A 23,888-nucleotide genomic window follows, 5' to 3' on the forward strand; every position below is an offset into this window, starting at 1 on the left:
AGCATATACATGCAGCGCCTTCCTCTTTGAAACTATAAAAATAGCTATGAAAAAATCTATTGTAAAGATTTCTTCATAGCTAATCTTAGAATGTTTTAAAAATGAGTCTTTCTGTCCTAAAGCACTTATTATTTACTACATACAATCAAATTGATTTAGCGTACTGATAATTTAGTTTAATTGTTTAAAAATTTTTCTTTTAAATCTTTTCTCATAAATTCTAATGTGTATGGATCATTGTACCAATATGTCTCAGCTTGAACTTTAATTACATGATCTTGTTGTACCGCTGGAATATTATTCCATAAGTCTGTTTTTTCATAAGCAGGTGTTGATTTACCTTCACTTGTTGAAACAATATAGTCGCCGGCATAATAAGCAATTTTTTCTTGTTTAACTTCTGCCCATCCTTCTTTTTTAACTAAATCATTTAGTTTATCAGGTATCTTCAGACCAAATGCTTGATATAATACTTCGCCACCACGACCCCAGTTAGGACCATAGCTATATAGTTTTTTATCAAATTCATCAAAGATTGAAACAGTAGCATCTTAGCCTATTTTATCTTTTATTTCTTGTCCATCTTTTTTAGTTTGTGATTTCCATTTATCTTCCCAAGATTTTACTTCATCTTCTTTACCTAATAATTTCCCTAATTCTCTTTGTTGATCTAAATACTTATGTTTACCATAGTCATACACAACTGTAGGTGCAATTTTTTCATATTTTTTAATATTTTTATCTGTTGAATAAACAACGATTAAATCAGGTTTTGTTTTTGCAACCTTTTCTACATCATTTTCCCCAATTTTTTCTACACCTTTAAATTTATCTTTAAGTAATTTGCTGTTATCGACTTGTTCATTTACTGCCACAATCTTACCACCAAGATATTTAATACCACCGGCATATGTAGGCGCCACAACGGCAATACGCTCTGGATTTTTAGGAATATCGATACTTTTTCCACTATCTAATTTATATGATTTTGTTTCTTCCTTTTTGTCGCTATTTGAGTCACTATCTGATTTATTACCACATGCGGCTAAAATAAGCATTAAAGCAAGTAACGGAAACAATAATTTTTTCATAATTCTCCTCCATTGAAAATGATTATCAGTACCAATTGATTATATAATGACTCTAGTAATTTTACAATAGTAAAAAGTCAATTTTTAGCTTTTTAAGTTATTAAAAAAATGCATTCAGACACTATGTCTAAATGCATTTTAATTACAACTATTAAATGAAACTTTCTCAAGTCTTTATACTTTCTAAAATCTATCTAATACACTCTTAGCAATATTAGTATATGCCATATCTTCCATTGGTGGATTGTGTAAACCTGCTCTCATATCTCGATAATAACGTTGTAACGGACGTTCCATTTCAAGGCTCTTAGCACCGACAATACGCATGGCAATATCAATTACTTCGAGTCCTTGATTCATGACTAACACCTTACTAGCAGATGTTTCATTCCATATAGCTTTATCTGAATGGGTATTTGAATATAATGATGCTGTACTCCATAAAAAGTGACGCGCAGATAATAGCAAGGATTCCATTTTGCCAATATTTTGCTGAACGGTTGTTATATCTCCTATCGTACCTTCTATACTATTAGGGCTATAAGTTTTAGCAAAGTCAACAGCATAATCTCGTGCTGCTTGCGCAATGCCTAAATAAGTACTTGGGATATGTAGAATCCAGCCGTTTGGTTTTTTACCACCAGCGCCTCTAATTTCTACAAAATTCTGTTCTGGTATTTGAACATCATTTAATATTAAATCGTGACTTTCTGTAGCTCTCATTCCTACCATATTCCAATTATCTGCAATTTCTACGCCTGGTGTATCCTTTTCTATAAGATAAAATCCTACTTGCTCAATCGTTTCATCATATGCACTCACAATAAAATGCGTGAGCCCCTTACTCATAGAAGTAAATGTTTTAACACCATTTAATATATAGCCATTTTCATTTTTAATTGCATTCGTAGCAGGTCTACCACCTCGTGTAGGACTCCCTGTTTCCGCTTCACTTACAGCTCTATTAACCAGTGCACCTTTTCTGATAGATTCCGCAAATTGATTTAACATGGATTCATCCCACATCTTTTGTTCATATAATTGACCCACAACACTAAGATGCCAGCCAATTGAAAGTGCCGTTGCACCATCAATAGAGCCTAAATAGGTTTGAATAATAACCATATCTTCAACTGAGGCACCTTCGCCACCGTATGCTTTAGGTAAAGTTAATAATGTATAACCTTCATTAACTAACCACTCAATATTTTCATATGGAAACCTAGAATGTTGATCATTATAGACTGCATGTGATCTAAATTTATCTTTTACTGTATTCAATTTTGCTATCCATTTTTCTTGAATATCTGTATGTATTAATGCAGAATCTTCCATTTTTTCCACCTCGTCCATTATATTTCTTTCTATATAAGTATAAGTTTAACACTCGATATGGCTTAAATAAAGGTTTCTACCCCAAATCCTTACTTTACCGATAAGATTTATTATGATAATTTATAATTATTGCTATATTGGGGGGACACATATGATTACAGTTAATCATCTTATACATAAATACAATGAGAATACGATACTGAATGACGTCAGTTTCTCACAGGATAAAGGTACAGTCACAGCTATTATCGGACCCAGTGGTTCTGGTAAAACAACACTCTTACGCACACTAAATGCACTTGCTTTAGCGAAATCAGGGACTATTACTATTGGGGATACAAGCTTTGATGCTTCTAAACATAATAAAAAAGATATATTCAAATTACGTCAAAAATCCGCGATGGTTTTTCAAAATTATAATCTTTTTAAAAATAAAACAATATTAGAAAATATTACTGTCGGTTTAAAATATGGGAAAAATTATAGCCATGCTGAAGCCAATGACATCGCACTGTCTTATTTAAATAGAATTGATTTATTAAAACAAAAAGATAAATATCCAAGTCAATTATCTGGTGGGCAAAGTCAACGTATCGGAATCATTCGTGCACTTGCCTTAAATCCTGATGTACTACTGCTTGATGAACCAACCTCAGCCTTGGATCCAGAATCTATACAAAGCGTACTCTCTCTAATCAAATCGATTGCCCAAGAAGGTATGACAATGGTCTTAGTTACTCACGAAATACAATTTGCAAAAGCAATCGCTGACCAAGTGCTATTTATTGATGATGGACACATTATTCATCGTGGTACACCACATGAAGTATTGGAAAACACTAAGTCAAAAAGAATCCAGCGTTTCTTAAATCATGTTGGCACGGAGCGTGATGTTTAATGCTACGACACAAAAAATATTTCTTCATGATGTTATGCGCTTTATGTTTCTTATTGTCTGCTTGTAATGCTACTCATAATGATGATACTTCATCACACAAAAAGGAAATTAAAGTCGCATTGTCAGCAGAAGTTAATCCACCCTACTTATACACTACGAAAAACAACGAATTTATTGGACTCGATATGGAATATATGAAATTACTTGAAAAAAAATTACCACAATATGATTTCAAATATGAAGTAGGCGAAGAAGAATCCAACTTGGTAGGCATTGGTGCTGGAAAGTTTGATATGGGGATTAACTGGTTCTTCAAAACACCTGAACGTGAAAAACAATTTCTATATCAAGATGAGCCATATAGTTATGCTTTACCTTTGCTCGTTGTTAACCGTGATAACAACGACATACATCATTTAGATGATTTACCAGGGAAAAATATTACACCAATGGCTCCTAGTGGTGGCTTGTATTCTATCTTATCTGAATATAATAAAAATCATACAGATAAGATTCAAGTCAATACGATACAAGAACCTTCGAATGGCGATAATTTAAAAATGGTTAGTCAGCAACGTCGAGACGCCATGCTTTTGAATTGGAACACTTATAAAGCCATACAATCTCAAGTCAAAGAAGATGTAAAAATCGGTGGTATTGTTAAAAAAGAACCATTACACATCGTTTACAATAAAAAGCATCAACAATTACATGATGACATTGACCAGGCTACGATTGAATTGAAGAAAGAAGGCAAACTACAAGCGCTTTCAAAAAAATATTTTGATATTAATGTCTTTGAAGATTTAGATGATATTAATAAGAAAAAATCACAATTGGAGGTGCATCGCTAATGCAATCAGTAAATTGGTTGGATTTATTATATCAAGTCTTGCAACAATTACCTTTGACATTATTGATGATTGTTTTATCGCTCATTTTTGCACTGATACTCGGTTTTATTTTAGCAACCATACGAATACAAAAAATTAAATTATTGTCACCTGTCGTCAAAGTCTATATTTCTTTTATTCGTAGCACACCTTTACTATTACAACTTTTCTTAGTTTATTTTGCTTTACCTCAGTTATTGTTGTTTGTACATATTGATATCAATCATTTCAGTAGATTATTTTTTGTGATTTTAGCTTTCACATTACACACTGGTGCTTATTTATCTGAAATTATTCGCGCAGGTTACCAATCTGTAGACTACCGACAAATTGAAGCAGGTTTATCCATAGGTTTAACATACCCTAGAATATTAAAAGAGATCATCTTACCACAAGCGCTGCGCAATAGTATTCCAAATTTAACAACACAAATCATCGAACTTGTAAAAGATACTTCTTTGGCTTTTACTATCGGAATCATCGACATGATGGGACAAGTCAAATTAATTATTGGTAATAATTATGGTTTAGGTATGTTAGAAGTATATATTGTCATTTCTGTTGTTTATTGGCTCATCGCTTTAATTATCCAAGGCGTATTTACAATCATTGATAAACGTGCCCAAAAACCATACCAAATTTAAGGAGGACAGACCTATGTCATTTATTTTTTATACTATATTTGAAGTACTCAAAGGCGTGCCAAATACAATCATGATTTCACTTGTTGCCATTATCATTGGTCTGTTCATTGGATTAATCTTCGCAATGATTCGCTTAAAACGTATACCTGTATTATCTCAGTTCATTATAATATACAATTCTTTTTTCAGAAGTACACCGCTGATCGTTCAGTTATTCATTGTCTATTATGGTCTACCAGCCTTTATTTTATTCTTAAACGAGCATTTGCAATGGCATATAAATCCTGATATTTTTTCTCCATTAATCATTGCATTTATTGTATTTTCATTACATGCTGTTGCCTACCTTTCAGAATCTATTAAAAGCGGATTGCAATCTGTCGATTATGAACAAATAGAAGCTGCACAATCTGTAGGGCTTACGAGATTTCATATATATAAAGAAATCGTGCTACCTCAAGCATTTGCTTATGCGTTACCTAATATTGAAAATCAATTCATCATGTTAATCAAAGGAACTTCCCTAGCGTTTGCAGTTCAAGTCACTGAAATTATGGCAGTCAGTCACATTATTGCCAATGAAGGATACCGTTTCATAACAGTCTACACTGTTGCTGCAATGTTTTATTGGTTATTAGCAATGATTTTAGAATATATATTTAATAAAATGGAAACAAGCTCATTACGTTATATGCAAACGAATGCGTCATAAAATTTTTATTCCAGAAGTTATATTAAAACGCGCCAGTTGAAATTCGAACATTCAACCGGCGCGTTTTTATTTTATAAGTATACATAACAAATGCTAGATTTTCGTCAATAATTATCTACTACTTGTTACAGATGAATGATTACTAGTTAAATAGGAAGAAACTAGATTTTTTTGTCCTTCAACAATAATCATAGAAGATCAATTTTTTATGAATTATGACAGACCCATAGGGCGTCGTCTCATTTTTCTATAATAATTTCGTGATTTCAATCCCTGTTTTATTATGCTAAGCTTTCTGCACATTGTTTTTTTTAATTTATAATATTGTTTAAGTTTTTTGGGCATTGTACCATTTTGCAATTCGTACTTTGTAATAATTGGATAGTTTTTAAATACGAGTGACCCTAAATAACCACAAATTGCACTGCTTAATGCACACATCAATGCCACTGTAATCACAGTAAGTGCATTGTTAAACCCAAACATTAACATCAGTCCTGCAATTGGCGTAGCTGTTCCAGTTGCTTCATTCACCAAACCAAATGAAGCAATGATTACGCCTGATATTGCGCCACCAACAAAATTTGTAATATAAACAGGTACTGGGTTTGCAGTTACGATATCTGCTTGTGACAAAGGTTCAATTGCAACTGAAATGGTTGTTTTGCGATCACCAAACTTCATTCTTTTGAATAATACAAATTCATGAATGACGAACCAAACACTGCTAATGCTCCGATAGCCATAGGTGTACCAGTTAATCCAAATAAAGCAGTTAATGCCATTGAACTTAATGGTGCAGTAGCTACAACCGTGATAATACTACCTAATACCACACCCATTAGTATTGGACTCGAAGTTGTAGACTCTTTAATGATATTACCGATTTGCATTAAAGAAGCATCTACAACTGGCGTCATACCCGTTGCAATCAATCTTGTAATAGGTGCGATGACAATGATTGCCGCTATTAAATCAAGCCCATCAGGTAACTTTTCTTCCACCCATTTCATACCAAAACTTGCAATATAAGCCGCAACAAAACCTGTTAACAAGTCCATATTGCCACATGAAACTGCAATAACAAATGCATAAACAGGAGACACACCCATAACTAGTGCTACTAACCCTGCTGCTGCAACACCACCAAGCCCACCTGCCGCTTCACCAAGTTGACCTAAAAAAGGTAACCCAATTAAATCACCGCCGACATATTTGTGAAATGCTTCAACTAAAAATGATGCAATGGCAGCATTTGCAAGTGCCCCCATCGCTTTACTACCATTTGGTGCTTTGCTTGTGAATAATGTAAATAAGCATAACACGATGCCCAAGAATATAATCCCTATAAGTAAATTCATAATAACACCTTTCCCGCTTTTATGCATGCGCTTTCATTTAACAAATATAAGTATACCACAGTTAATTTGTTTTCAAAAACATATTATAGTACAATATATAACTAATAATATAAAATTGCATTTTCAAAATATTAGTCTTGTTATGGCTTACGCAAAATTTTTCATTTTATAGGGATTCTATCATGATTATAATGAGCGTTGTAATGCTTCAATCATTTCATTAATGCTTTTACGTTGTTGCTCATTCACATAAACTACAACTGTTCTTTCGTCTATTTCACTTCTTTTTTTACTTAAGAAATTCATTTTTATTAATTTTTGCAAAGCTTTCGTTAAATAATACGGTTGTAGTTCTGAGTGTTTTGCAATATCTTTTGCAGTAATTTCATTATCTTCACAATTATAAATATAATTTAAGATAAATATTTCTTCATAATTTAATTTATACTCTCGTTTACTGAACTTAAAAAATTTTTTCCCCTGTTGATACGTAGATATAAGCTCATTTAATGATTTAAATGTTTGTGAATTCATACAACCACTCCTTATGTTTTTTCTTGATGTTAATATCTGTTTTAGTGATGCTTAACAATATTAATACATTAATTTTATCCCATTTTCTAAAACGAATTCAATATGACCAACTATGTGAAATATTAAAATTTCATACTATTTTTTTAATATTTACTTTTCATTTTCAAATTTTATTAAGCTATTCATTCTTTTTATTACTAAAAAAAGAATGTGTTATCCATTGTAAATATCAAATCTTCTAACTTACAAAATGCATAGTGTTTTTGTATGAAAATTTTTCAATAAAAAAAGGCTATTTACTTTTCGTTAAAAACGCAAATAGCCATTAGCATATAGAGAAAAACACTAAATAAATTTGTAGTGAATTTGCCTATTTTTATATTTTTCTTTATATGCATGTGTCATCAATAAACGATCTAAAAAATTTTTCTGTAATACTCAATATGCTTAACTCAAATTATAATTTATTAGCGACATACTAATGATGCGCTAAATGACTGAATTGCTTTTTAATTTATCAAACATCCTATTTTTCATATCCTATCGACAGCAATTTAAATTGACTCTAGTGAGAAAAGCATTAGCCGAAGACTGTTGGCTAAGACCGTACCTTCGGAAAATGGCCATAAAAAAACTGCCAACAAGGTCGGAGACTTTGTTGGCAGTCTTAGGTTATTTATCTTTCATTAAAAAAGTAAGTAACTTCTAGTATCTAGATATACCAATGTATGGTTACATCCTTCACTTTATAGTCAAAAATGAAGCAACTTATTTTTTCTTACAGTCAAATGTGTCTAAGAAGCTTAATGCTGCTAATCCAGTTAAATCTAAAGCATGTTTAGCGCCTGCTTTACCATGACCTGCTTCAAAGTGTTTATATGCTGCTACACCTAATACTGCGATTGTTAGCAATGAACCAAGACGTGATAATCTTTTACTTGCAAAACTTAATACGAAGAATACTGCACTTAACGCTTCAACAGCACCTGCTAATGGTACTGCATTTGCTGGTAAGTTGAATACTTCAACAAACGTATCTTTCATAGATTGGTCACCTTTTATTTTAGGTTTTGCCGCATCATATAATTCTTTAGCTAATTTTAAATTTGTTAAATAACGTAATATCATTACAAAATCTCCTTTTATTTGTTTTCAAAATATTTATCTACAATAGGTTTTACACGTTCAGCCAATAATTTAATCGTATTGATTGTTCTTTCATGAGGAATAGATCCCACTGGGGTATGCAACATAAAACGTGTAATGCCTAATGCTTCAACTGTTTCAATGATTTTATTTGCTACAGTTTCTGGACTGCCAACATACAATGCACCTTGTGATCCAGCCTCACGTTCAAAACTATTTTCATCATACATTGGCCAACCACGTTCTTTTGCCAATATATCATGACTTGCCTTTACTGATGGGAAGAATTCACGTTTAGCTTGTTCATCGGTTTCAGCAATATAACCCCATGAATGTGTTGCAATAGGTAAAGCTTTAATATCATGTCCATAAGATTCTGCTATAGATTTATACATATCTATATTTCTTTTGAACCTTTTTGGATCACCACCAATTATAGCATAAGTTATTGGTAAACCTAACGCTCCTGCTTTTAATGAAGATTCTGGTGTACCACCTGTTGCTATTGTAATTGGTAGGGGTCGATGTTCTGCCCTTGGATAAACACCTAGATTTTCTATAGACGGTCGGATTTGTCCTTCCCAATTAACAATTTCATTACGATTAATGTGCATTAATAAATCAATCTTCTCATTAAAGAGCTTTTCATAATCTTTCAAATTATAACCAAATAATGGAAAAGACTCTATAAATGAACCTCTACCTACCATTATTTCAGCACGTCCATTAGAAACTGCATCTAATGTAGAAAAACGTTCATATACACGTACTGGGTCATCCGATGACAATACAGTTACAGCACTACTCAGTTTAATATGATGTGTATTTGTTGCAGCAGCTGCTAACACAGTAACTGGATCTGATACAGCGTAATCTGGTCTATGATGCTCTCCTAAGCCATAAACATCAAGTCCATATTGATCAGCGGTTTCAACTTCTTCTATTATGTTACGAATTCTTTGCGCATTTGATATACCAGGTTGAGTACCTACTTCTGTGTGCAAATCCATATTATCTGCAAAAGAAGTTAAACCTAATTCTATTTTCATTCATTCACCTCTCAAATTAGTATAATTTTTATACTCAATATCATAATCTCTTCTCCATTAAGTGTCAATATCATTGCTCAAACAAAATTAAAACATTTATTTAGGTACAAATTACATTTAACTTAATATAATTAGTAAATCATAAAATGGTCGCAAAGTAATTTTTTGTTATTTTAAATATATAAATAGTCTCATATTCTCCCATTTGTAATTTTCTGTTATTTTACAGCTTTGTAATATAATAAAGTGCTATTTTACACTTTATTATACTAAAACATGATACCACCGGTCTTTAGTCCTATGTCACACCTCGATTTATTTGTTACATAAAGGGGTTAATTATTAGAACTAAATTACAAAATGATAACAACGCACACAAATCACTTATTTTTTGGTAAAGTAATTCTTGTCGTTGAAACAGCGAATAAAAATTATAAAAATTGTCGTTTAGAGACTGGGATAAAATTAAAACTAAATTTTAAATTATTTACTATTCTTAGGAGGATATTTAACAATGAAAAAAATCGCTACAGCTACTATCGCTACTGCAGGAATCGCTACTTTTGCTTTTGCACAACATGATGCAGATGCAGCAGAAAACAACAATAGTGGGTACAACCCAAATGACCCAAGTTCATATAGCTATTCTTATACTATAGATCAACAAGGTCAATACCACTACACTTGGCAAGGTAACTGGAACCCAAGCAACAGTGACCAAGGTCACACTAGCAACGGTTACAGCAATGCTAACTCAACTAACAATAATGCAACTCAATCATATACAACTAATAACCAAGGTACTGGTGGTAAAGGTGCAGTTTCTCACTCTACTTCAAACAGCAATGTTAAAGTAAGTACAACTAGCGCGCCATCAAATTCAAATGGTTCAAACTCAATTTCTAATACTTCAGGTTCTTCAAACAACTTATACACAGCTGGACAATGTACATATTATGTATATGACAAAGTTGGCGGTAAAATTGGTTCAACTTGGGGTAACGCTAACAACTGGGCAAGCGCAGCTGCTGCTTCAGGTTACACAGTAAACAACTCACCTGCTTCAGGTTCAATCTTACAATCAACTGCTGGTGGATATGGCCACGTAGCATACGTTGAAAATGTAAACAGCGACGGTTCAATCAACGTTTCTGAAATGAACTATGGCCAAGGTGCTGGAGTTGTTACTTCACGTACAATCTCTGCAAGCGAAGCTTCAGGTTACAACTACATTCACTAATTTTAGTGTCATCAAAAAGACAATCCATATGGATTGTCTTTTTTTGTTATCCATTAAACCTTGAACTTTAATTGTTTTTTATCTCAACCACATTCAACAGTACTTTTTTAATATAAAGTGAACAGAAATCAAATCTTCTAATAAAGATTTCGTAGTCCTACCTGCCCCTCAAGAATGACTAGGATTGAAAAAGAGTCTAAAACATCTATTTATGTCCCAGACTCTCGTTTTCATTATATTTTATTCAAGTCTTTATGTTGACGCAGTTGCCATCATATTTATAATAAATTAAAACTATATTTTCTATAATCATCAATCCATATTAACTAAATTTGAAATTAGGATTTCTAAACTAGAAACTTAAATATATGGTCGCGTTAATAAATCGCTTCTATAATGTAATATCGCTACAATATACAGAACAAAACCGATTATAAAATAGATAATAGAAGGATATTTAAAATCTTTATCTACATTAGTAGGATTAACGATGCCCTTTGTATATAAGTAATATCGCTACAATGATTACTATGTACAATTCGGACTCATCTCATCCTTATTTATGTATAGCCTAATTATATATTTTTAAACCTCTTATTTAAGATTCATATAAATAATTGTTCATGTTTTATTAAAAGCTGTCTTTTTATACCCTTCATTAATTTTTAATTAAATAACTTTATTTAAAAGTTATTACTTTCATACAGCAAGTATCATATGGCTACTTATTTATAATAAAAAAACAGCTCGATGACTCACAATATGACATCGAACTGCTTTAAATCATTGCATTTTAATTACCATACTCATATTACATTATTCATTTGGCTGTGCTTTTTTAATTCCTATTCCACTAAATCCATAGAATATCGCAAATACGATACATAGATAACATGGTACTGTCCATATAAAGAATTGATCAACTGTAACACCTAATTGTTGGGTATAATAAATACCTGATGTTCCCCATGGAATTAAAGGTATAATCATTGTACCTGAGTCCTCTAATGTTCTAGATAAATTAGATCTATCAAGTCCCATTTTATTATACATTTCCATCATTAATACACCGACCATGATAATCACTACAGATGCTACGCCTGCAGCAAGTACCATCATAAGTCCACCTAAAACAGTTGCAAGCACTAATTGGCCGACTGTATTAATATTTTTAGATATTTTTTGTAAAATGACATCTAAACAACCTGCCCTTTCGACAATACCAGCAAATGCATAACCACAAAATATGGTAACGATAATTTCGGTCATACTCATAATGCCGCCTTGTTCTATTAAACTCACTGCACTATTCGTTAAATCCCCACTATTCACTGACACCATTTCTTTATTAAACCCATCAAATGTTGCTTTGAAACCGTCGACAATTTTAAATCCATTGTTAAAAGCACCAACAATGATGGCACTTAATGCTGAAATGAGCATCGCTGGTACAGTTGACATTTTCATCAGCAAACAAATAATGATTACAATTAATGGAATCCATACAAAGAAATTAATATTGTATATTTGTGACAACTCTTTTAACAATGCGTTAACTTGAGCTTTGTTCGTATTACCTCCAAATTGTCTTCCAGCAAAGAACCATACGACAAGACCTATAATAGAAGCTGGTACAGTTGTCCAAATCATGGCTCTTATATGAGAAAAGATATTCACTTTCGTAACTAAAGCTGCCAGATTGGTTGTATCAGATAAAGGCGACATTTTGTCACCGAATACTGCGCCAGCAATAATTGCACCAGCTGCCATACCGGGTGTGATATGTAATTGTGTTGCGATGGCCATCAATGCAATACCCGCAGTAGAGGCAGAACCCCATGCTGTTCCAGTCGCAACTGAAGTAACAGCGCAAATAATAAATGCTGAAACTAAAAAGTAGTTAGGATTTAAAAACTCTAGACCATAATAAATTAATGCCGGAACAGTGCCAGAATACATCCATGTACCAACAATAATACCCACTGCTAAGATAATGAATAATGCTGGCATTGCAGTAGATAAACGCTTCGTTATTCCTTCTTCTAAATCCTGCCATTTTAATCCTACTCTTCTAGCTATTAAAGCAGCATAAGCAGATGAAAGTATCAATAGTGGTTGTATCGGTATATCAAATACTACAAAACCTGTAATAACGATAATAATCATTACTAGTATCGTTGAAATTGATTCCAAAAATGTTGGTTGTCTTTTCATACACAAGTCCCCTTTGTCATATGATTCATTATTCAAACCCTAGTTTATCTTTACCTAATTCATCGATTGTTAGACCTTCTTCAAAAAAGTCACGCTCTAATATTGTTGATGCAAGCACAATGATCGCATCAATATTAGGTGTTGCAACGTCAATTTCACGCCCTAGGCTAGACCACAATACTAATCCAAATGCAATGTCTTCAGTTAAATAACGATTTTTCACATGATTTGGGCCTTTAATCTGTGAAAATACAGGACTCGTATTAAATAACCTATTCAATGGTTCGTCTTCATCTTGTCTTTCTAGATAACCTCTTTCAATACGTGCCTCTTTTGCAGTAGATAATTCAAAACCTAGCTTACGCCCTAAAGTTAGTCTTTCTAATTCAACTGCATGTAATAATCTAACCGTATGCTTCGTAATACCTTCTTCATATAAAGCAAAACTATCCGCATAATCGATGCGACCAATATTTAATAAAGTTGGTCCCGGATGTACCTCTGGGTTACCATTCTCTAAATTTGTTTTCCATAAACTTTCTTCTTTGACGATATTTGGATATAATTTTTCAATTTTATCGAAACACTCACTCAAATACTCTTTATCATAGGTTGAAAAATGTACTTTTCTAACATTTAGTGATAAATCTACACGTGCTTCTTCAAAATTAACTCGCGTACCATAAGTTAATGTATTTACTTCTGCAAAATGAGGTAACACGTCTATATGCATATCTTCAAGTACATTCATAAATCGAATAGACCCCATAGAAGCTGCAATATTAAAGAAAATAAGTTGTTCTTTTTTAACAAAAGGTGCCATTGTTTGTGCATAGTGTTCAATGAATGAAGATGGAATCACAATTTGGATCACTTCAGCATCCTGAAGGACATATTCCATATCATCACTAATATCCGTAAATTCAACAAAGCTCTCTTCACCTTCATTATTAAAAGTGAATCCACCCTGTTCAAATGCTTTATCAAATTTATTGATTGATTGGTTTCTACAATATAGCTTAACTTCATGTCCCTTACTAATCATATCTAATGCAGCCGTCACTGCACCATTACCTGAACCCACGATAGCTATTTTCATAATTTACCTTCTTTCTTTTTATTTTTGAATACTGTCCATTTTAGTCATTACTTACAACTATAGCCTATAAGGAAATTTAATAAACACTGGTTTACAATTTAAATTTCCGGTTATAGTTAAATAAGGATGCGATAAATCACATTATCTTATTTTAACAAGTATACACATTGCGTTACAGTCATATTTAAAATTAAATGAAAAACTCAAGCGATATACTATTATTTTTCAAAATTTGATATAGTTAATCTATCTATAAGTCTTAGGATAAAGGAGGTTTAACTAATATGGCAGAAACAGATTATAATCAACAAACTTATACAAATGTAAACCAAGAGCCTAATTCAGATGCTAGATTAATGGCAACATTAATTTATGTATTAAGTTTCTTTACTTCTTTAATCGCACCATTAATTATTTGGTTAATTAAACGCGAGGATTCACCGTTTGTCGATAGAGCAGGTAAAAATTATTTCAACTTCTTACTTTCATACGTTATTTGGTCAATAATTGGAACTATCACGATGTTGATATTAATAGGCTTTGTATTACTACCAATTATTGTAATACTGAACTTTATTTTTACAATTGTAGCTGCAGTAAAAGCGTATAATGGAGAAGATTATTTACCGCCACTATCTATAAGATTCTTTAAATAATCTAAACACAATTTTGTGATTCTTTACAGCTACTGTAATAATGATAGCTTTTTGAAATACAAAAAATTTGTAAAAACCTTATATTAACGCGTTTTATTTCGTATTACGACTTGATACGATTCTGTAACCTTACATCTCGTTTATTACAACGATATGTGAGGTTTTTTTAATTGTTTTACAAAAGCGTAACAATCCACACAAAGCTTGATTCATCTGTTAGAGTATTACTTGTCGTTGAAAGCAAAACGCAAAATTAATCAACATTCAAATTCAACACAAATGAATTGAATCACATATAACTATTTATAATCTTTGGGAGGATTTTTTAATTATGAAAAAATTAGTAACAGCAACAACTTTAACAGCAGGTATTGGCGCAGCAATCGTAGGTTTAGATCACGGAAATGAAGCAGACGCAGCAGAACAAACACAACCAACTAACCAAAGCACAACACAATCTACTTCAGGTTCAAGTGCTAACTTATATACAGCTGGTCAATGTACTTGGTACGTATACGATAAAGTAGGCGGAAACATTGGTTCAACTTGGGGCAATGCGAACAACTGGGCTTCAGCAGCATCTTCAGCAGGTTACACTGTAAACAACTCACCTGAAGCTGGTTCAATTTTACAATCTACTGCTGGTGGTTATGGTCACGTAGCATACGTTGAAAATGTAAATAGCGACGGTTCTGTAGAAGTTTCAGAAATGAACTACAACGGTGGACCATTCTCAGTTAGTGAACGTACTATTTCTGCTGGTGAAGCAAGTTCTTACAACTATATCCACTTAAACTAAGTCTTTAAATGATTTTAAAATATAATATTGAATGATGTAAGAGCCCGGGACATTTTGTTTCGGGCTCTTATTTTAGTATTGCGGATAAATGCGTCAATTCAAGAAATATATTTTTCTAATAATATGATTGTAATACAATTCTGCTTTCACATCTTATAACATTGAACTCTATCCAAATATTTGAGAAAATATAATAATTTAGTGATTATAAGGAGGCACATCAAATGCAGTGGTTCAAAGTGATCTTAGCTGGACTCATTGAAATTGTATGGGTGACTGGTTTAAATACTGCCGACTCATTACTTAGTTGGACAGGAACGTTTATTGTAATTATTATCAGTTTCTTTCTTGTTATATCTGCTTGTAAATACTTACCCGTTGGTACCGTATACGCTGTATTCGTTGGTATCGGTGCAGTAGGTACAGTACTTGTAGACATGATCTTTTTTGGTGATCCATTCGATTTAGTAAAAATCAGCTTAATTATCATATTAATTATTGGCATCATAGGGTTGAAATTAACTACAGAGGAGGCTGATGGCTAATGGCATGGATTATTTTATTAATCGCCGGACTATTAGAAGTTGTTGGCGTAGTTATATTAAATGAAATTTCACGCACCAAAAAGAAATGGCTTGTCATTCTATTAGCAGTTGCATTTATCTGTAGTTTCAGTACTTTGAAGCTTGCTATGAATGATATACCTATGGGCACCGCTTATGCTATTTGGAGCGGCATTGGTACTGGTGGCGGTACTTTGGTAGGGATGTTTTTATATAATGAGTCAAAAAACGCAAAAAGAATCTTCTTTATTGCTTTAATCATCCTATCTATTGTCGGTTTAAAAATCGTTAGTTAAATCTTTCAACAACCGTGGTATAGCACTATTCTCAGTCCTGTACAATTTGACAGTTTTTAACTATTTAGAGTGGTAAGTTAAGGTCTAATTATATTTTAGTCCTAACTGACACTCTTTTTTATTTATTAAAATGTACTTTAACACCCCTATTATTAAGCGATTTTTTCTATTTAAAGTCGACTTTTTTATAATTCACAATATTATTATTTGTTTGCACAATAGAATTTTACTATACTTGAGTGTAAAGGAAGTGATTATACATGGTAAAAGTTTATATTGCAGGTCCAATACCTGAAGTGGGTCTTAACTTATTGAAAGACCAAGGCTTTGAGGTAGATATGTATGAAGGAACAGGTATCATTGATAAAGAAACACTTAAACAAGGTGTTAAAGATGCTGACGCATTAATTAGCTTGCTGTCTACTTCTGTAGACAAAGAAGTGATTGATGCAGCTAACAACCTAAAAATCATCACAAATTATGGTGCGGGTTTCAATAATGTTGATATTGATTATGCACGACAACAAAATATCGATGTTACCAATACACCTAAAGCATCTACCAATTCTACAGCCGAGTTAACTTTTGCACTTGTACTCGCAGTGGCAAGAAGAATTCCAGAAGGCGACAAGTTATGTCGAACAACTGGTTTTGATGGATGGGCGCCACTATTTTTCCGCGGTAGAGAAGTTTCTGGAAAAACAATTGGTATCATCGGTCTAGGTGAAATAGGTAGTGCTGTTGCTAGACGTGCCAAAGCTTTCGACATGAACATTTTATATACTGGACCACATCAAAAAGTTGATAAAGAGCGAGAGATTGGTGCTAAATATGTTGATTTAGAAACATTATTAAAAAATGCAGACTTTGTTACAATTAATGCTGCTTATAATCCAAGCCTTCATCACCAAATTGACAAAGCGCAATTTGAAATGATGAAACCAACGAGTTACCTAATTAATGCTTCAAGAGGACCTATTGTTCACGAAAAAGCTTTAGTACAAGCATTGAAAGATAAAGAAATTGAAGGTGCCGCTTTAGATGTCTTCGAATTCGAACCGGAGATTAATGATGAACTTAAAACATTAGATAATGTCGTTATCACTCCGCACATAGGTAATGCTACATTTGAATCACGTGATATGATGTCTAAAATCGTAGCTAATGATACAATTAGTAAATTGAACAATGACCAACCTAAATTTATTGTGAACTAAAATACTTCAATCACAAAAAACCCCGAAACAACAGTCAAACTGTGTTTCGGGGTTTTATTTTTATTTGTTTTTCGATTTGTATATAAACTTAGTTTGCGCTGCAACAAGACGATTAGGCATGATTTTAGCTATGCTATTTCTTAATGAAATAACGATTTTATTGCTTCTTTGAGCTAATTTGCCAATTTTTCTAGATCGCTTAATGACTTTTTTGGTATGCTCCACACGGATTTTATCGTATCTTTGTAATGCTGCTTCAAATGGATAAGCTTGTAAACAATTAGCTAGTACGATAGCATCTTCCATTGCTTGACCAGCGCCTTGTCCCATATTTGGCGTTGTTGCATGTGCCGCATCGCCTAATAAAATCACGCGCTGATAGACGAAAGTTTTTAGTGGTTGTAAATCATAAATATCATGTAATAGAATATCTGTTTCACTTTGTTTATCTAACACTTTTCTAACTTCATTTGGAAAATGATTAAATCTAGCTTGTAAATGTGGCTTACCATAGGATTGCATTGTCGCATCATTTTCTTTCGCATTGATTGAAATAAACCAATAAGCTTGATTATTTATTAACGGTACGACACCTACTCTACCTTTTGCAGACCAATACTCTTTTGCAACATTATCAGACTTAATATCGATATCTTCTACAAGACCTCTAAACACCGTATATCCTTGATACTGTGTTTTACTATTAGGTGCTACAGTATGTCTTATGTTCGAATGAAGTCCATCAGCACCAATACATAAATCAAATGCTTCTGCTTCTTGTGCTTCAAAATGCATCACAACTTTTAAAGCATTATTATCAACATGCGTAACATGGTGATTAGTATAAATAGCAGATTCAGGAACGTATGATTTAATTACATCAATTAAACTTTGACGCGTCATTGTTAAATTCACTGTGTTTTTCTTCAATTTTGCTTTACTTAACACATTATCTTTATCATCTAATATTTCCATAACATTGATAACTTGACCTATGTTTTTAATACCTTTTGCTAAATCATGTTTCCCAAGTTTGTCAATGACATTACCACCGATACCAATGCCTGCACCGACTTCTGTAATAGTGCTATTTTTTTCAAAAACTTTAACTTCGTGTCCTTGTTCACACAATAATGCTGCAGCTGTTAATCCACCGATTCCAGCACCCACTATAGCTATTTTCATCTTTTAATTCACTCCAAATTTCCCAATTTCTTCATTATTAATATGACTCTCTTTCAAATGTTTTGTTATATCTTCATTTATAGATAGTAGTCTTTATTAATATGATCTTTTTTTATACCTAGTTGATGATAATAATGTTTCATAAACGTAGCAATGTTCTCATCCCATTCAATATCACTTGCATATTGATGTTCTCCTGGTGACTTAGGATTCCAGCGCATTTGGTACAAGGAGAGTTGATTATTTTCAAAGTAGTTACCTCTCACAAAGCGCGCACCACCCATAATTGCCTTTTCAGGTGATGTCCATTTTTGTTTTTTTGCAAAACTGCTACCTGTATGAACTGCATTCTCATCAAAAGCACCAATGCCGTAAAAATTAAAATATGTTTTACCATCATCTTCAATGCCCTTAGCAAGCTCTGATTTGCCATTTCCTGTCTCAACAAGTGCATGACTTACAAGGTACAAGACATTCACTTCATATTTATCTTGAGCATCTAAAAATGCTTGCCCTTTATTTTTTAAAATACCTTTATCTTTTAAAATACTATTGAGTTCTTCTTCAGACATGGACACTTTTTCAGAAATATCCATATGATTTAAGTTATCTTTGTCACTATTTACATCCATTGCTTTTTCTACATCTTTTTTAGACGCTTCAACAAATCGCCCATTTTTCTCTGTCATATTTAATGTACCAGCACCTACTTGTTTTTCAACCGCTTCATCAAAAGTATGTGTTTTTTCGTCATCAAATAAACGGGTTTCATTAACAATAAATAAGATTGCAAAAACAACTAATATTAAAATTATAATAAACATAGGTATTTTACCCTTTATGTTGTCATTCATTTCGTGAAAAACTCCTCATCTTGCACTTATTTTGTTAATGTAACATAAGCAAATATAATAGCAATTAAAACTATTACAAATGAAATATTGATTATAATTTTCATCGCTGTTCGCTCTCTAAATAATGTATTAAATATGGTTAAGCTTATTGCAAGAGACGCAACAAACATGGTTATTGCCATTGCTATATTTAAAGTGATCAAAAATACTATACCAATCACTAATAATACATTTGAAATAATAGCTAAGATTTTTACCATTTTCGGGCTGATAAGACTTCCACTCCTTGCTATAAATAATTGATTAAAAATTAATACCGACATTAGAAATTGTATCACATTTAGCTTTGTTTCAATATGTCATTTTATAAAACAAAAAAAAGGAACGTGCTAGAAACCAAAATGATTATTTGATCTCTTATGCACATTCCTCATTATTGAACTTATAAATTGTAACGCTCATTAAATATCTAATGAATTATGCTTTACAAGGCCCATGGTTAATCTCTAGACATACCTCTTAACATATTTAACATATACGTTAAACTACGGTTCATTTCATCGTCTTTCAAGATACCCATCAATCCAGTAATTGACGTTTTTTGATTTGGATTTGCCTTATTAGCAACACTTAATCCTTTGTTTACTTTATTTAACATTGTTGTTAAATCATCCACATTTAAATCACCAAGTAAAAATACAAGTGATGCCATGTTTGAAATTAAACCAGTGTATTGCTCTTTATTTAATTCTACAGCGAATTTATTGGCAATCACACCTCTACTCTTAACCGCACCAGACATTGCATCTAATAGCTTAGCATCGTCTAGTGTACTAATGATATTGATTGCTTTTAAAATACTATCCTTATTAGCAACAATTGCATCTGTCACTTCAGTTAAACTTTCTTCCTTGAGTTCTGCTTCTGATTTTTGCATGCGTTTAATCTGTGTGATTCTCTCAGCCATTATCTATCCACCTGACTTCCTGGGAAAGTATAATCTTCACGCTTCCATTTATCTTGAACACGAACACTATATTGCGGTTGACGTTGCTTATTAACACGGAAGTTCGTAGGATTCAATGGTGATTTACCTCTACGTGTCTTCACTTCCATACGACAACTTGTACGTTTATATGATGGTGTATCTGTATCTTTATCAACATCACTATTAGTTAATAGATTAATCGCACCATGATCACCATGTGCCATTGCATTGTTATTTAACGGAATATAAATTTCTTTGCCTTTTACTCTATCTGTGACATGTGCTACAAGCTCAACTTCACCCGTTTCAGAAATCAATTTAATTTTTGCACCTTCATGGATACCTCTATCCTCTGCAAGCTCTGGTGAGACTTCAACGAAAGCATTAGGTACTTTATATTCAAGTCCAGGTACTTTATAAGTCATATTACCTTCATGGAAATGTTCTAATAATCTACCATTATTTACATGCAAATCATATTCTTCATTCACTTTAAAGAAATTATCAAATGTTAATGGATAGAAATTAGCTTTCTTATCTTCAAAATTAAACCCTTCAAGATAAAGTATTGGCTCATCCGTACCATCTTCAGCTACTGGCCATTGTAAACTATTGTATCCTTCTAATCTATCATAATTCACACCAGAATAAAGTGGTGTTAGACGTGCAATCTCGTCCATGATTTGACTTGGATGTGTATAATTCCAATCATATCCCATTGCCTTAGCAACTGCTTGTATAATTTGCCAATCTGGTTTTGAATCACCTTTTTGTTCTAGTGCTTGGAACAAACGTTGGATACGGCGTTCCGTATTCGTAAAAGTACCTGTTTTTTCTAATGATGGGCTTGCTGGTAATACGACATCTGCATAAGTAGCAGTGAATGTAAAGAACTCATCTTGTACAACTAGGAAACCAACTTTCTCTAAAGCAGCTTGTACAAAGTTAATATTAGAATCAACAATACCCGTATCTTCACCATATAAATATAATGAATCAATTTCGCCATTGTGGATACCTTCCATCATTTGATGGTTATCTTTTCCTACTTGTTTTGGTAATGTTTCACCATATTCACGTTCGAATTTAGCTCTAATTTCATCATCAGTCACTTTTTGATAGCCAGGGAATTGGTCTGGCATGCTTCCCATATCACTACATCCTTGTACGTTATTATGTCCACGTAAAGGATACGCACCTGAACCTGGTTTTCTGTAGTTACCTGTCGCTAATAACAAGTTAGAAATCGCAGTCGATGTATCACTACCGATATCTTGTTGTGTAACACCCATAGCCCATGCTATAGAGACAGATTTAGCATCTGCAACTTGATGTGCAAAATCAATTAACGCATCTTTAGAGATACCTGTTGTTTCTTCCGCAAATTCCATTGTGTATGGCGCTAATGATTTGTAATATTCATCAAAATGATTTACCCATTCATTAATGAATGCTTTGTCATGTAAATCTTCATCGATAATATATTTTGTCACTGCTGATAACCATACTAAGTCTGTACCTGGTTTTGGTTGATAGAAATTATCAGCACGTTCCGCCATTTCATGCTTACGAATATCAAATACATTTAATGTATTATTATAAAGTTTATGACCACGTTTAATTCGTGACGCGATAACTGGATGTGCTTCAGCTGTATTTGTACCTATCAAGACGACCATATCAGCTATTTCAAGATCTTCAATTGAACCAGAGTCACCACCATGACCGACTGTTCTAAATAAACCTTTAGTAGCAGGCGCTTGGCAATAACGTGAACAGTTATCCACATTATTCGTACCAATGACTTGTCTAGCTAATTTTTGCATTAAATATGACTCTTCGTTCGTTGCTTTGGATGATGAAATAAATGCTAAACCATCTGAACCATGAGTTCCTTTTACTTTATTAAAGTTTTCAGCTACTACTGCGAGTGCTTCTTCCCATTCCACTTCTTCAAACTGACCATTTTTACGCACTAATGGCTTTGTTAAACGTTCATCAGAATCAACATAATCCCAACCAAATTTACCTTTAACACAAGAAGAGATTTTATTTGCTGGTGATTCATGTTGTGGTTGCACTTTTAATACTTCACGATCTTTTGTCCAAACATCGAAAGAACAACCTACACCGCAATATGTACATACAGTTTTAGTTTTTTCGATGCGTTCCTCACGCATTGCCGCTTCTGAATCTGAAACAGCAAATAATGGACCGTATCCTGGTTCTGCTTTTTTCGTTAAATCAATCATTGCCGCTAATGAACCAGGTTCTAGGTCAGTCATATAACCTGCATTACCTTCCATATTAACTTCCAACATCGCGTTACATGGACAAACTGTTGCACATTGTCCACATCCCACGCAAGAAGAATCATTTATAGAAGTATCGTTATCCCATATAACGCGCGGTTGTTGACGTTCCCAGTCAATTGTTAAAGTTTCATTTACTTGTACGTCTTGACATACTTCCACACAACGTCCACACAGGATACATTGATTTGGATCATAACGGTAGAATGGGCCATAATCTTTTTCGTATGGCTTCTCTTTATATTCATATGTTTGATGTTCAAGACCCCATTGGTCCATCGTATTATGAATTTCACAATCACCATTGTTGTAATCACACACCGTACAATAAAGCATATGTTTTTCTAAAATGCGATCTAATGCTTCTTTTTGGCTGGCTTGTACTTTGTCATTTTGCGTATTAACAATCATTGGTCTATCAATTGTGGTACTACAAGCACGTTCCATTTTACCGTCGATTTCTACAGTACAGGTATCACATGTTTGGATAGGACCTAATGATTCGTTGTAACATATTGAAGGCACAAATGTATCTTGTGATTTAATAAACTGTAGTAAATTGGTTCCAGGTTCAACAAGATAATCTTTGCCGTCTAACGAGACAATCAAATGTTCTTGCATAGTCTTCACCCCTATTATATATTTTCGCCCATGTATTTAACTTCATAAGATGTTTTGTAACATTACATCTAAAAGCCCCACACTTTTTAAAATAATGTTAATACTATTGTATAGGTATTTTTCTCAATTGTTAAGGTATTTCATTATATTCTTTATTTTTTTATTAAATAGCACAATGTTT

Annotated in this window: 21 protein-coding genes and 2 pseudogenes; 10 read left to right on the top strand and 13 right to left on the bottom strand. The window is 32.9% G+C overall.

What is annotated here, in order from left to right; all coding sequences use genetic code 11:
• Nucleotides 1-176: 176 nt before the first annotated feature.
• Nucleotides 177-1,091 (bottom strand): annotated as a pseudogene (locus ACP7BT_RS07210) (ABC transporter substrate-binding protein).
• Between the two features lie 183 nt (nt 1,092-1,274).
• Nucleotides 1,275-2,426 (bottom strand): acyl-CoA dehydrogenase family protein, encoded by a 1,152-nt coding sequence (locus ACP7BT_RS07215; RefSeq protein WP_037537889.1) that lies wholly within the window; start codon nt 2,424-2,426, stop codon nt 1,275-1,277.
• A 151-nt stretch (nt 2,427-2,577) separates the two neighbouring features.
• Between ACP7BT_RS07215 and ACP7BT_RS07220 the strand changes: the two genes are divergently transcribed.
• From ACP7BT_RS07220 to ACP7BT_RS07235, 4 genes are read left to right on the top strand one after another with little or no spacing between them, the layout of a single operon-like run.
• Nucleotides 2,578-3,324 (top strand): amino acid ABC transporter ATP-binding protein, encoded by a 747-nt coding sequence (locus tag ACP7BT_RS07220; RefSeq protein WP_041079136.1) that lies wholly within the window; start codon nt 2,578-2,580, stop codon nt 3,322-3,324.
• Nucleotides 3,325-3,350: 26 nt separating this feature from the next.
• A complete protein-coding gene (locus ACP7BT_RS07225) occupies nt 3,351-4,178 on the top strand; it encodes an amino acid ABC transporter substrate-binding protein (RefSeq protein WP_370874424.1) in 828 nt (275 codons plus the stop codon).
• Entirely contained in the window at nt 4,178-4,861 is a 684-nt protein-coding gene (locus ACP7BT_RS07230; RefSeq protein WP_037537886.1) for an amino acid ABC transporter permease, read from the top strand. The genes ACP7BT_RS07225 and ACP7BT_RS07230 overlap by 1 nt, the downstream gene beginning before the upstream one ends.
• A gap of 13 nt (nt 4,862-4,874) precedes the next feature.
• On the top strand, nt 4,875-5,573 hold the full coding sequence (locus ACP7BT_RS07235; RefSeq protein ID WP_002482569.1) for an amino acid ABC transporter permease: 699 nt from the start codon (nt 4,875-4,877) through the stop codon (nt 5,571-5,573).
• Nucleotides 5,574-5,924: 351 nt separating this feature from the next.
• Here the strand turns inward: ACP7BT_RS07235 and ACP7BT_RS07240 are convergent.
• The 4 genes and pseudogenes from ACP7BT_RS07240 to ACP7BT_RS07255 all read right to left on the bottom strand — a co-directional run.
• Nucleotides 5,925-6,934, bottom strand: a pseudogene (locus tag ACP7BT_RS07240) (PTS sugar transporter subunit IIC); the annotation flags it as partial.
• 186 nt (nt 6,935-7,120) lie between these two features.
• Nucleotides 7,121-7,468, bottom strand: a complete 348-nt coding sequence (locus ACP7BT_RS07245; protein WP_002482566.1) for a transcriptional regulator, SarA/Rot family — start codon at nt 7,466-7,468, stop codon at nt 7,121-7,123.
• Nucleotides 7,469-8,236: 768 nt separating this feature from the next.
• Entirely contained in the window at nt 8,237-8,596 is a 360-nt protein-coding gene (locus tag ACP7BT_RS07250) for a hypothetical protein (protein ID WP_002482565.1), read from the bottom strand.
• 14 nt (nt 8,597-8,610) lie between these two features.
• Nucleotides 8,611-9,663 (bottom strand): LLM class flavin-dependent oxidoreductase, encoded by a 1,053-nt coding sequence (locus ACP7BT_RS07255; protein WP_002482564.1) that lies wholly within the window; start codon nt 9,661-9,663, stop codon nt 8,611-8,613.
• A gap of 514 nt (nt 9,664-10,177) precedes the next feature.
• Between ACP7BT_RS07255 and ACP7BT_RS07260 the strand changes: the two genes are divergently transcribed.
• Nucleotides 10,178-10,903 (top strand): CHAP domain-containing protein, encoded by a 726-nt coding sequence (locus ACP7BT_RS07260; protein WP_002482563.1) that lies wholly within the window; start codon nt 10,178-10,180, stop codon nt 10,901-10,903.
• 816 nt (nt 10,904-11,719) lie between these two features.
• Here ACP7BT_RS07260 and nhaC read toward each other — a convergent pair.
• Nucleotides 11,720-13,117 (bottom strand): Na+/H+ antiporter NhaC, encoded by a 1,398-nt coding sequence (nhaC, locus tag ACP7BT_RS07265; protein WP_041079138.1) that lies wholly within the window; start codon nt 13,115-13,117, stop codon nt 11,720-11,722.
• Between the two features lie 28 nt (nt 13,118-13,145).
• The gene (locus ACP7BT_RS07270; RefSeq protein WP_037537878.1) at nt 13,146-14,216 is read right to left on the bottom strand and encodes an NAD/NADP-dependent octopine/nopaline dehydrogenase family protein; all 1,071 of its coding nucleotides are present in this window, start codon (nt 14,214-14,216) and stop codon (nt 13,146-13,148) included.
• Nucleotides 14,217-14,500: 284 nt separating this feature from the next.
• Between ACP7BT_RS07270 and ACP7BT_RS07275 the strand changes: the two genes are divergently transcribed.
• The 5 genes from ACP7BT_RS07275 (at nt 14,501) to ACP7BT_RS07295 (ending at nt 17,747) form a co-directional block, all read left to right on the top strand.
• The gene (locus tag ACP7BT_RS07275) at nt 14,501-14,872 is read left to right on the top strand and encodes a DUF4870 domain-containing protein (protein ID WP_002482560.1); all 372 of its coding nucleotides are present in this window, start codon (nt 14,501-14,503) and stop codon (nt 14,870-14,872) included.
• A 331-nt stretch (nt 14,873-15,203) separates the two neighbouring features.
• The gene (locus ACP7BT_RS07280) at nt 15,204-15,671 is read left to right on the top strand and encodes a CHAP domain-containing protein (protein ID WP_002482559.1); all 468 of its coding nucleotides are present in this window, start codon (nt 15,204-15,206) and stop codon (nt 15,669-15,671) included.
• A gap of 224 nt (nt 15,672-15,895) precedes the next feature.
• A complete protein-coding gene (locus ACP7BT_RS07285) occupies nt 15,896-16,216 on the top strand; it encodes a DMT family transporter (RefSeq protein ID WP_011302551.1) in 321 nt (106 codons plus the stop codon).
• Nucleotides 16,216-16,530, top strand: coding sequence for a DMT family transporter (locus ACP7BT_RS07290; protein ID WP_002482557.1), 315 nt, complete (start codon nt 16,216-16,218; stop codon nt 16,528-16,530). Before ACP7BT_RS07285 ends, ACP7BT_RS07290 begins: the two co-directional genes overlap by 1 nt.
• A 260-nt stretch (nt 16,531-16,790) precedes the next feature.
• Nucleotides 16,791-17,747, top strand: a complete 957-nt coding sequence (locus ACP7BT_RS07295) for a 2-hydroxyacid dehydrogenase family protein (RefSeq protein WP_002482556.1) — start codon at nt 16,791-16,793, stop codon at nt 17,745-17,747.
• Between the two features lie 60 nt (nt 17,748-17,807).
• Here ACP7BT_RS07295 and ACP7BT_RS07300 read toward each other — a convergent pair whose 3' ends face one another.
• The 5 genes from ACP7BT_RS07300 to fdhF all read right to left on the bottom strand — a co-directional run bounded on the left by ACP7BT_RS07300 (nt 17,808) and on the right by fdhF (nt 23,707).
• Nucleotides 17,808-18,932, bottom strand: coding sequence for an FAD-dependent monooxygenase (locus ACP7BT_RS07300; RefSeq protein ID WP_037537876.1), 1,125 nt, complete (start codon nt 18,930-18,932; stop codon nt 17,808-17,810).
• 77 nt (nt 18,933-19,009) lie between these two features.
• Nucleotides 19,010-19,786 (bottom strand): N-acetylglucosaminidase, encoded by a 777-nt coding sequence (locus ACP7BT_RS07305; RefSeq protein WP_037537874.1) that lies wholly within the window; start codon nt 19,784-19,786, stop codon nt 19,010-19,012.
• 26 nt (nt 19,787-19,812) lie between these two features.
• On the bottom strand, nt 19,813-20,046 hold the full coding sequence (locus tag ACP7BT_RS07310) for a hypothetical protein (RefSeq protein WP_011302547.1): 234 nt from the start codon (nt 20,044-20,046) through the stop codon (nt 19,813-19,815).
• Nucleotides 20,047-20,285: 239 nt separating this feature from the next.
• Nucleotides 20,286-20,753: a DUF1641 domain-containing protein gene (locus tag ACP7BT_RS07315; RefSeq protein WP_002482553.1), complete on the bottom strand. Its 468-nt coding sequence runs from the start codon at nt 20,751-20,753 to the stop codon at nt 20,286-20,288.
• Entirely contained in the window at nt 20,753-23,707 is a 2,955-nt protein-coding gene (gene fdhF / locus ACP7BT_RS07320; RefSeq protein WP_041079142.1) for a formate dehydrogenase subunit alpha, read from the bottom strand. Before fdhF ends, ACP7BT_RS07315 begins: the two co-directional genes overlap by 1 nt.
• Nucleotides 23,708-23,888: the final 181 nt, after the last annotated feature.

It is taken from the genome of Staphylococcus sp. Y174-1, from assembly GCF_049897865.1.
In the GTDB taxonomy this organism is placed as follows: Bacteria; Bacillota; Bacilli; order Staphylococcales; family Staphylococcaceae; genus Staphylococcus; species Staphylococcus saprophyticus.

Bases quoted from the DNA above. Each gene is read 5' to 3' on its own strand.
- ACP7BT_RS07215 (WP_037537889.1), bottom strand. From the start codon at position 2,426: ATGGAAGATTCTGCATTAATACATACAGATATTCAAGAAAAATGGATA.
- ACP7BT_RS07220 (WP_041079136.1), top strand. From the start codon at position 2,578: ATGATTACAGTTAATCATCTTATACATAAATACAATGAGAATACGATA.
- ACP7BT_RS07225 (WP_370874424.1), top strand. From the start codon at position 3,351: ATGATGTTATGCGCTTTATGTTTCTTATTGTCTGCTTGTAATGCTACT.
- ACP7BT_RS07230 (WP_037537886.1), top strand. From the start codon at position 4,178: ATGCAATCAGTAAATTGGTTGGATTTATTATATCAAGTCTTGCAACAA.
- ACP7BT_RS07235 (WP_002482569.1), top strand. From the start codon at position 4,875: ATGTCATTTATTTTTTATACTATATTTGAAGTACTCAAAGGCGTGCCA.
- ACP7BT_RS07245 (WP_002482566.1), bottom strand. From the start codon at position 7,468: ATGAATTCACAAACATTTAAATCATTAAATGAGCTTATATCTACGTAT.
- ACP7BT_RS07250 (WP_002482565.1), bottom strand. From the start codon at position 8,596: ATGATATTACGTTATTTAACAAATTTAAAATTAGCTAAAGAATTATAT.
- ACP7BT_RS07255 (WP_002482564.1), bottom strand. From the start codon at position 9,663: ATGAAAATAGAATTAGGTTTAACTTCTTTTGCAGATAATATGGATTTG.
- ACP7BT_RS07260 (WP_002482563.1), top strand. From the start codon at position 10,178: ATGAAAAAAATCGCTACAGCTACTATCGCTACTGCAGGAATCGCTACT.
- nhaC (WP_041079138.1), bottom strand. From the start codon at position 13,117: ATGAAAAGACAACCAACATTTTTGGAATCAATTTCAACGATACTAGTA.
- ACP7BT_RS07270 (WP_037537878.1), bottom strand. From the start codon at position 14,216: ATGAAAATAGCTATCGTGGGTTCAGGTAATGGTGCAGTGACGGCTGCA.
- ACP7BT_RS07275 (WP_002482560.1), top strand. From the start codon at position 14,501: ATGGCAGAAACAGATTATAATCAACAAACTTATACAAATGTAAACCAA.
- ACP7BT_RS07280 (WP_002482559.1), top strand. From the start codon at position 15,204: ATGAAAAAATTAGTAACAGCAACAACTTTAACAGCAGGTATTGGCGCA.
- ACP7BT_RS07285 (WP_011302551.1), top strand. From the start codon at position 15,896: ATGCAGTGGTTCAAAGTGATCTTAGCTGGACTCATTGAAATTGTATGG.
- ACP7BT_RS07290 (WP_002482557.1), top strand. From the start codon at position 16,216: ATGGCATGGATTATTTTATTAATCGCCGGACTATTAGAAGTTGTTGGC.
- ACP7BT_RS07295 (WP_002482556.1), top strand. From the start codon at position 16,791: ATGGTAAAAGTTTATATTGCAGGTCCAATACCTGAAGTGGGTCTTAAC.
- ACP7BT_RS07300 (WP_037537876.1), bottom strand. From the start codon at position 18,932: ATGAAAATAGCTATAGTGGGTGCTGGAATCGGTGGATTAACAGCTGCA.
- ACP7BT_RS07305 (WP_037537874.1), bottom strand. From the start codon at position 19,786: ATGAATGACAACATAAAGGGTAAAATACCTATGTTTATTATAATTTTA.
- ACP7BT_RS07310 (WP_011302547.1), bottom strand. From the start codon at position 20,046: ATGGTAAAAATCTTAGCTATTATTTCAAATGTATTATTAGTGATTGGT.
- ACP7BT_RS07315 (WP_002482553.1), bottom strand. From the start codon at position 20,753: ATGGCTGAGAGAATCACACAGATTAAACGCATGCAAAAATCAGAAGCA.
- fdhF (WP_041079142.1), bottom strand. From the start codon at position 23,707: ATGCAAGAACATTTGATTGTCTCGTTAGACGGCAAAGATTATCTTGTT.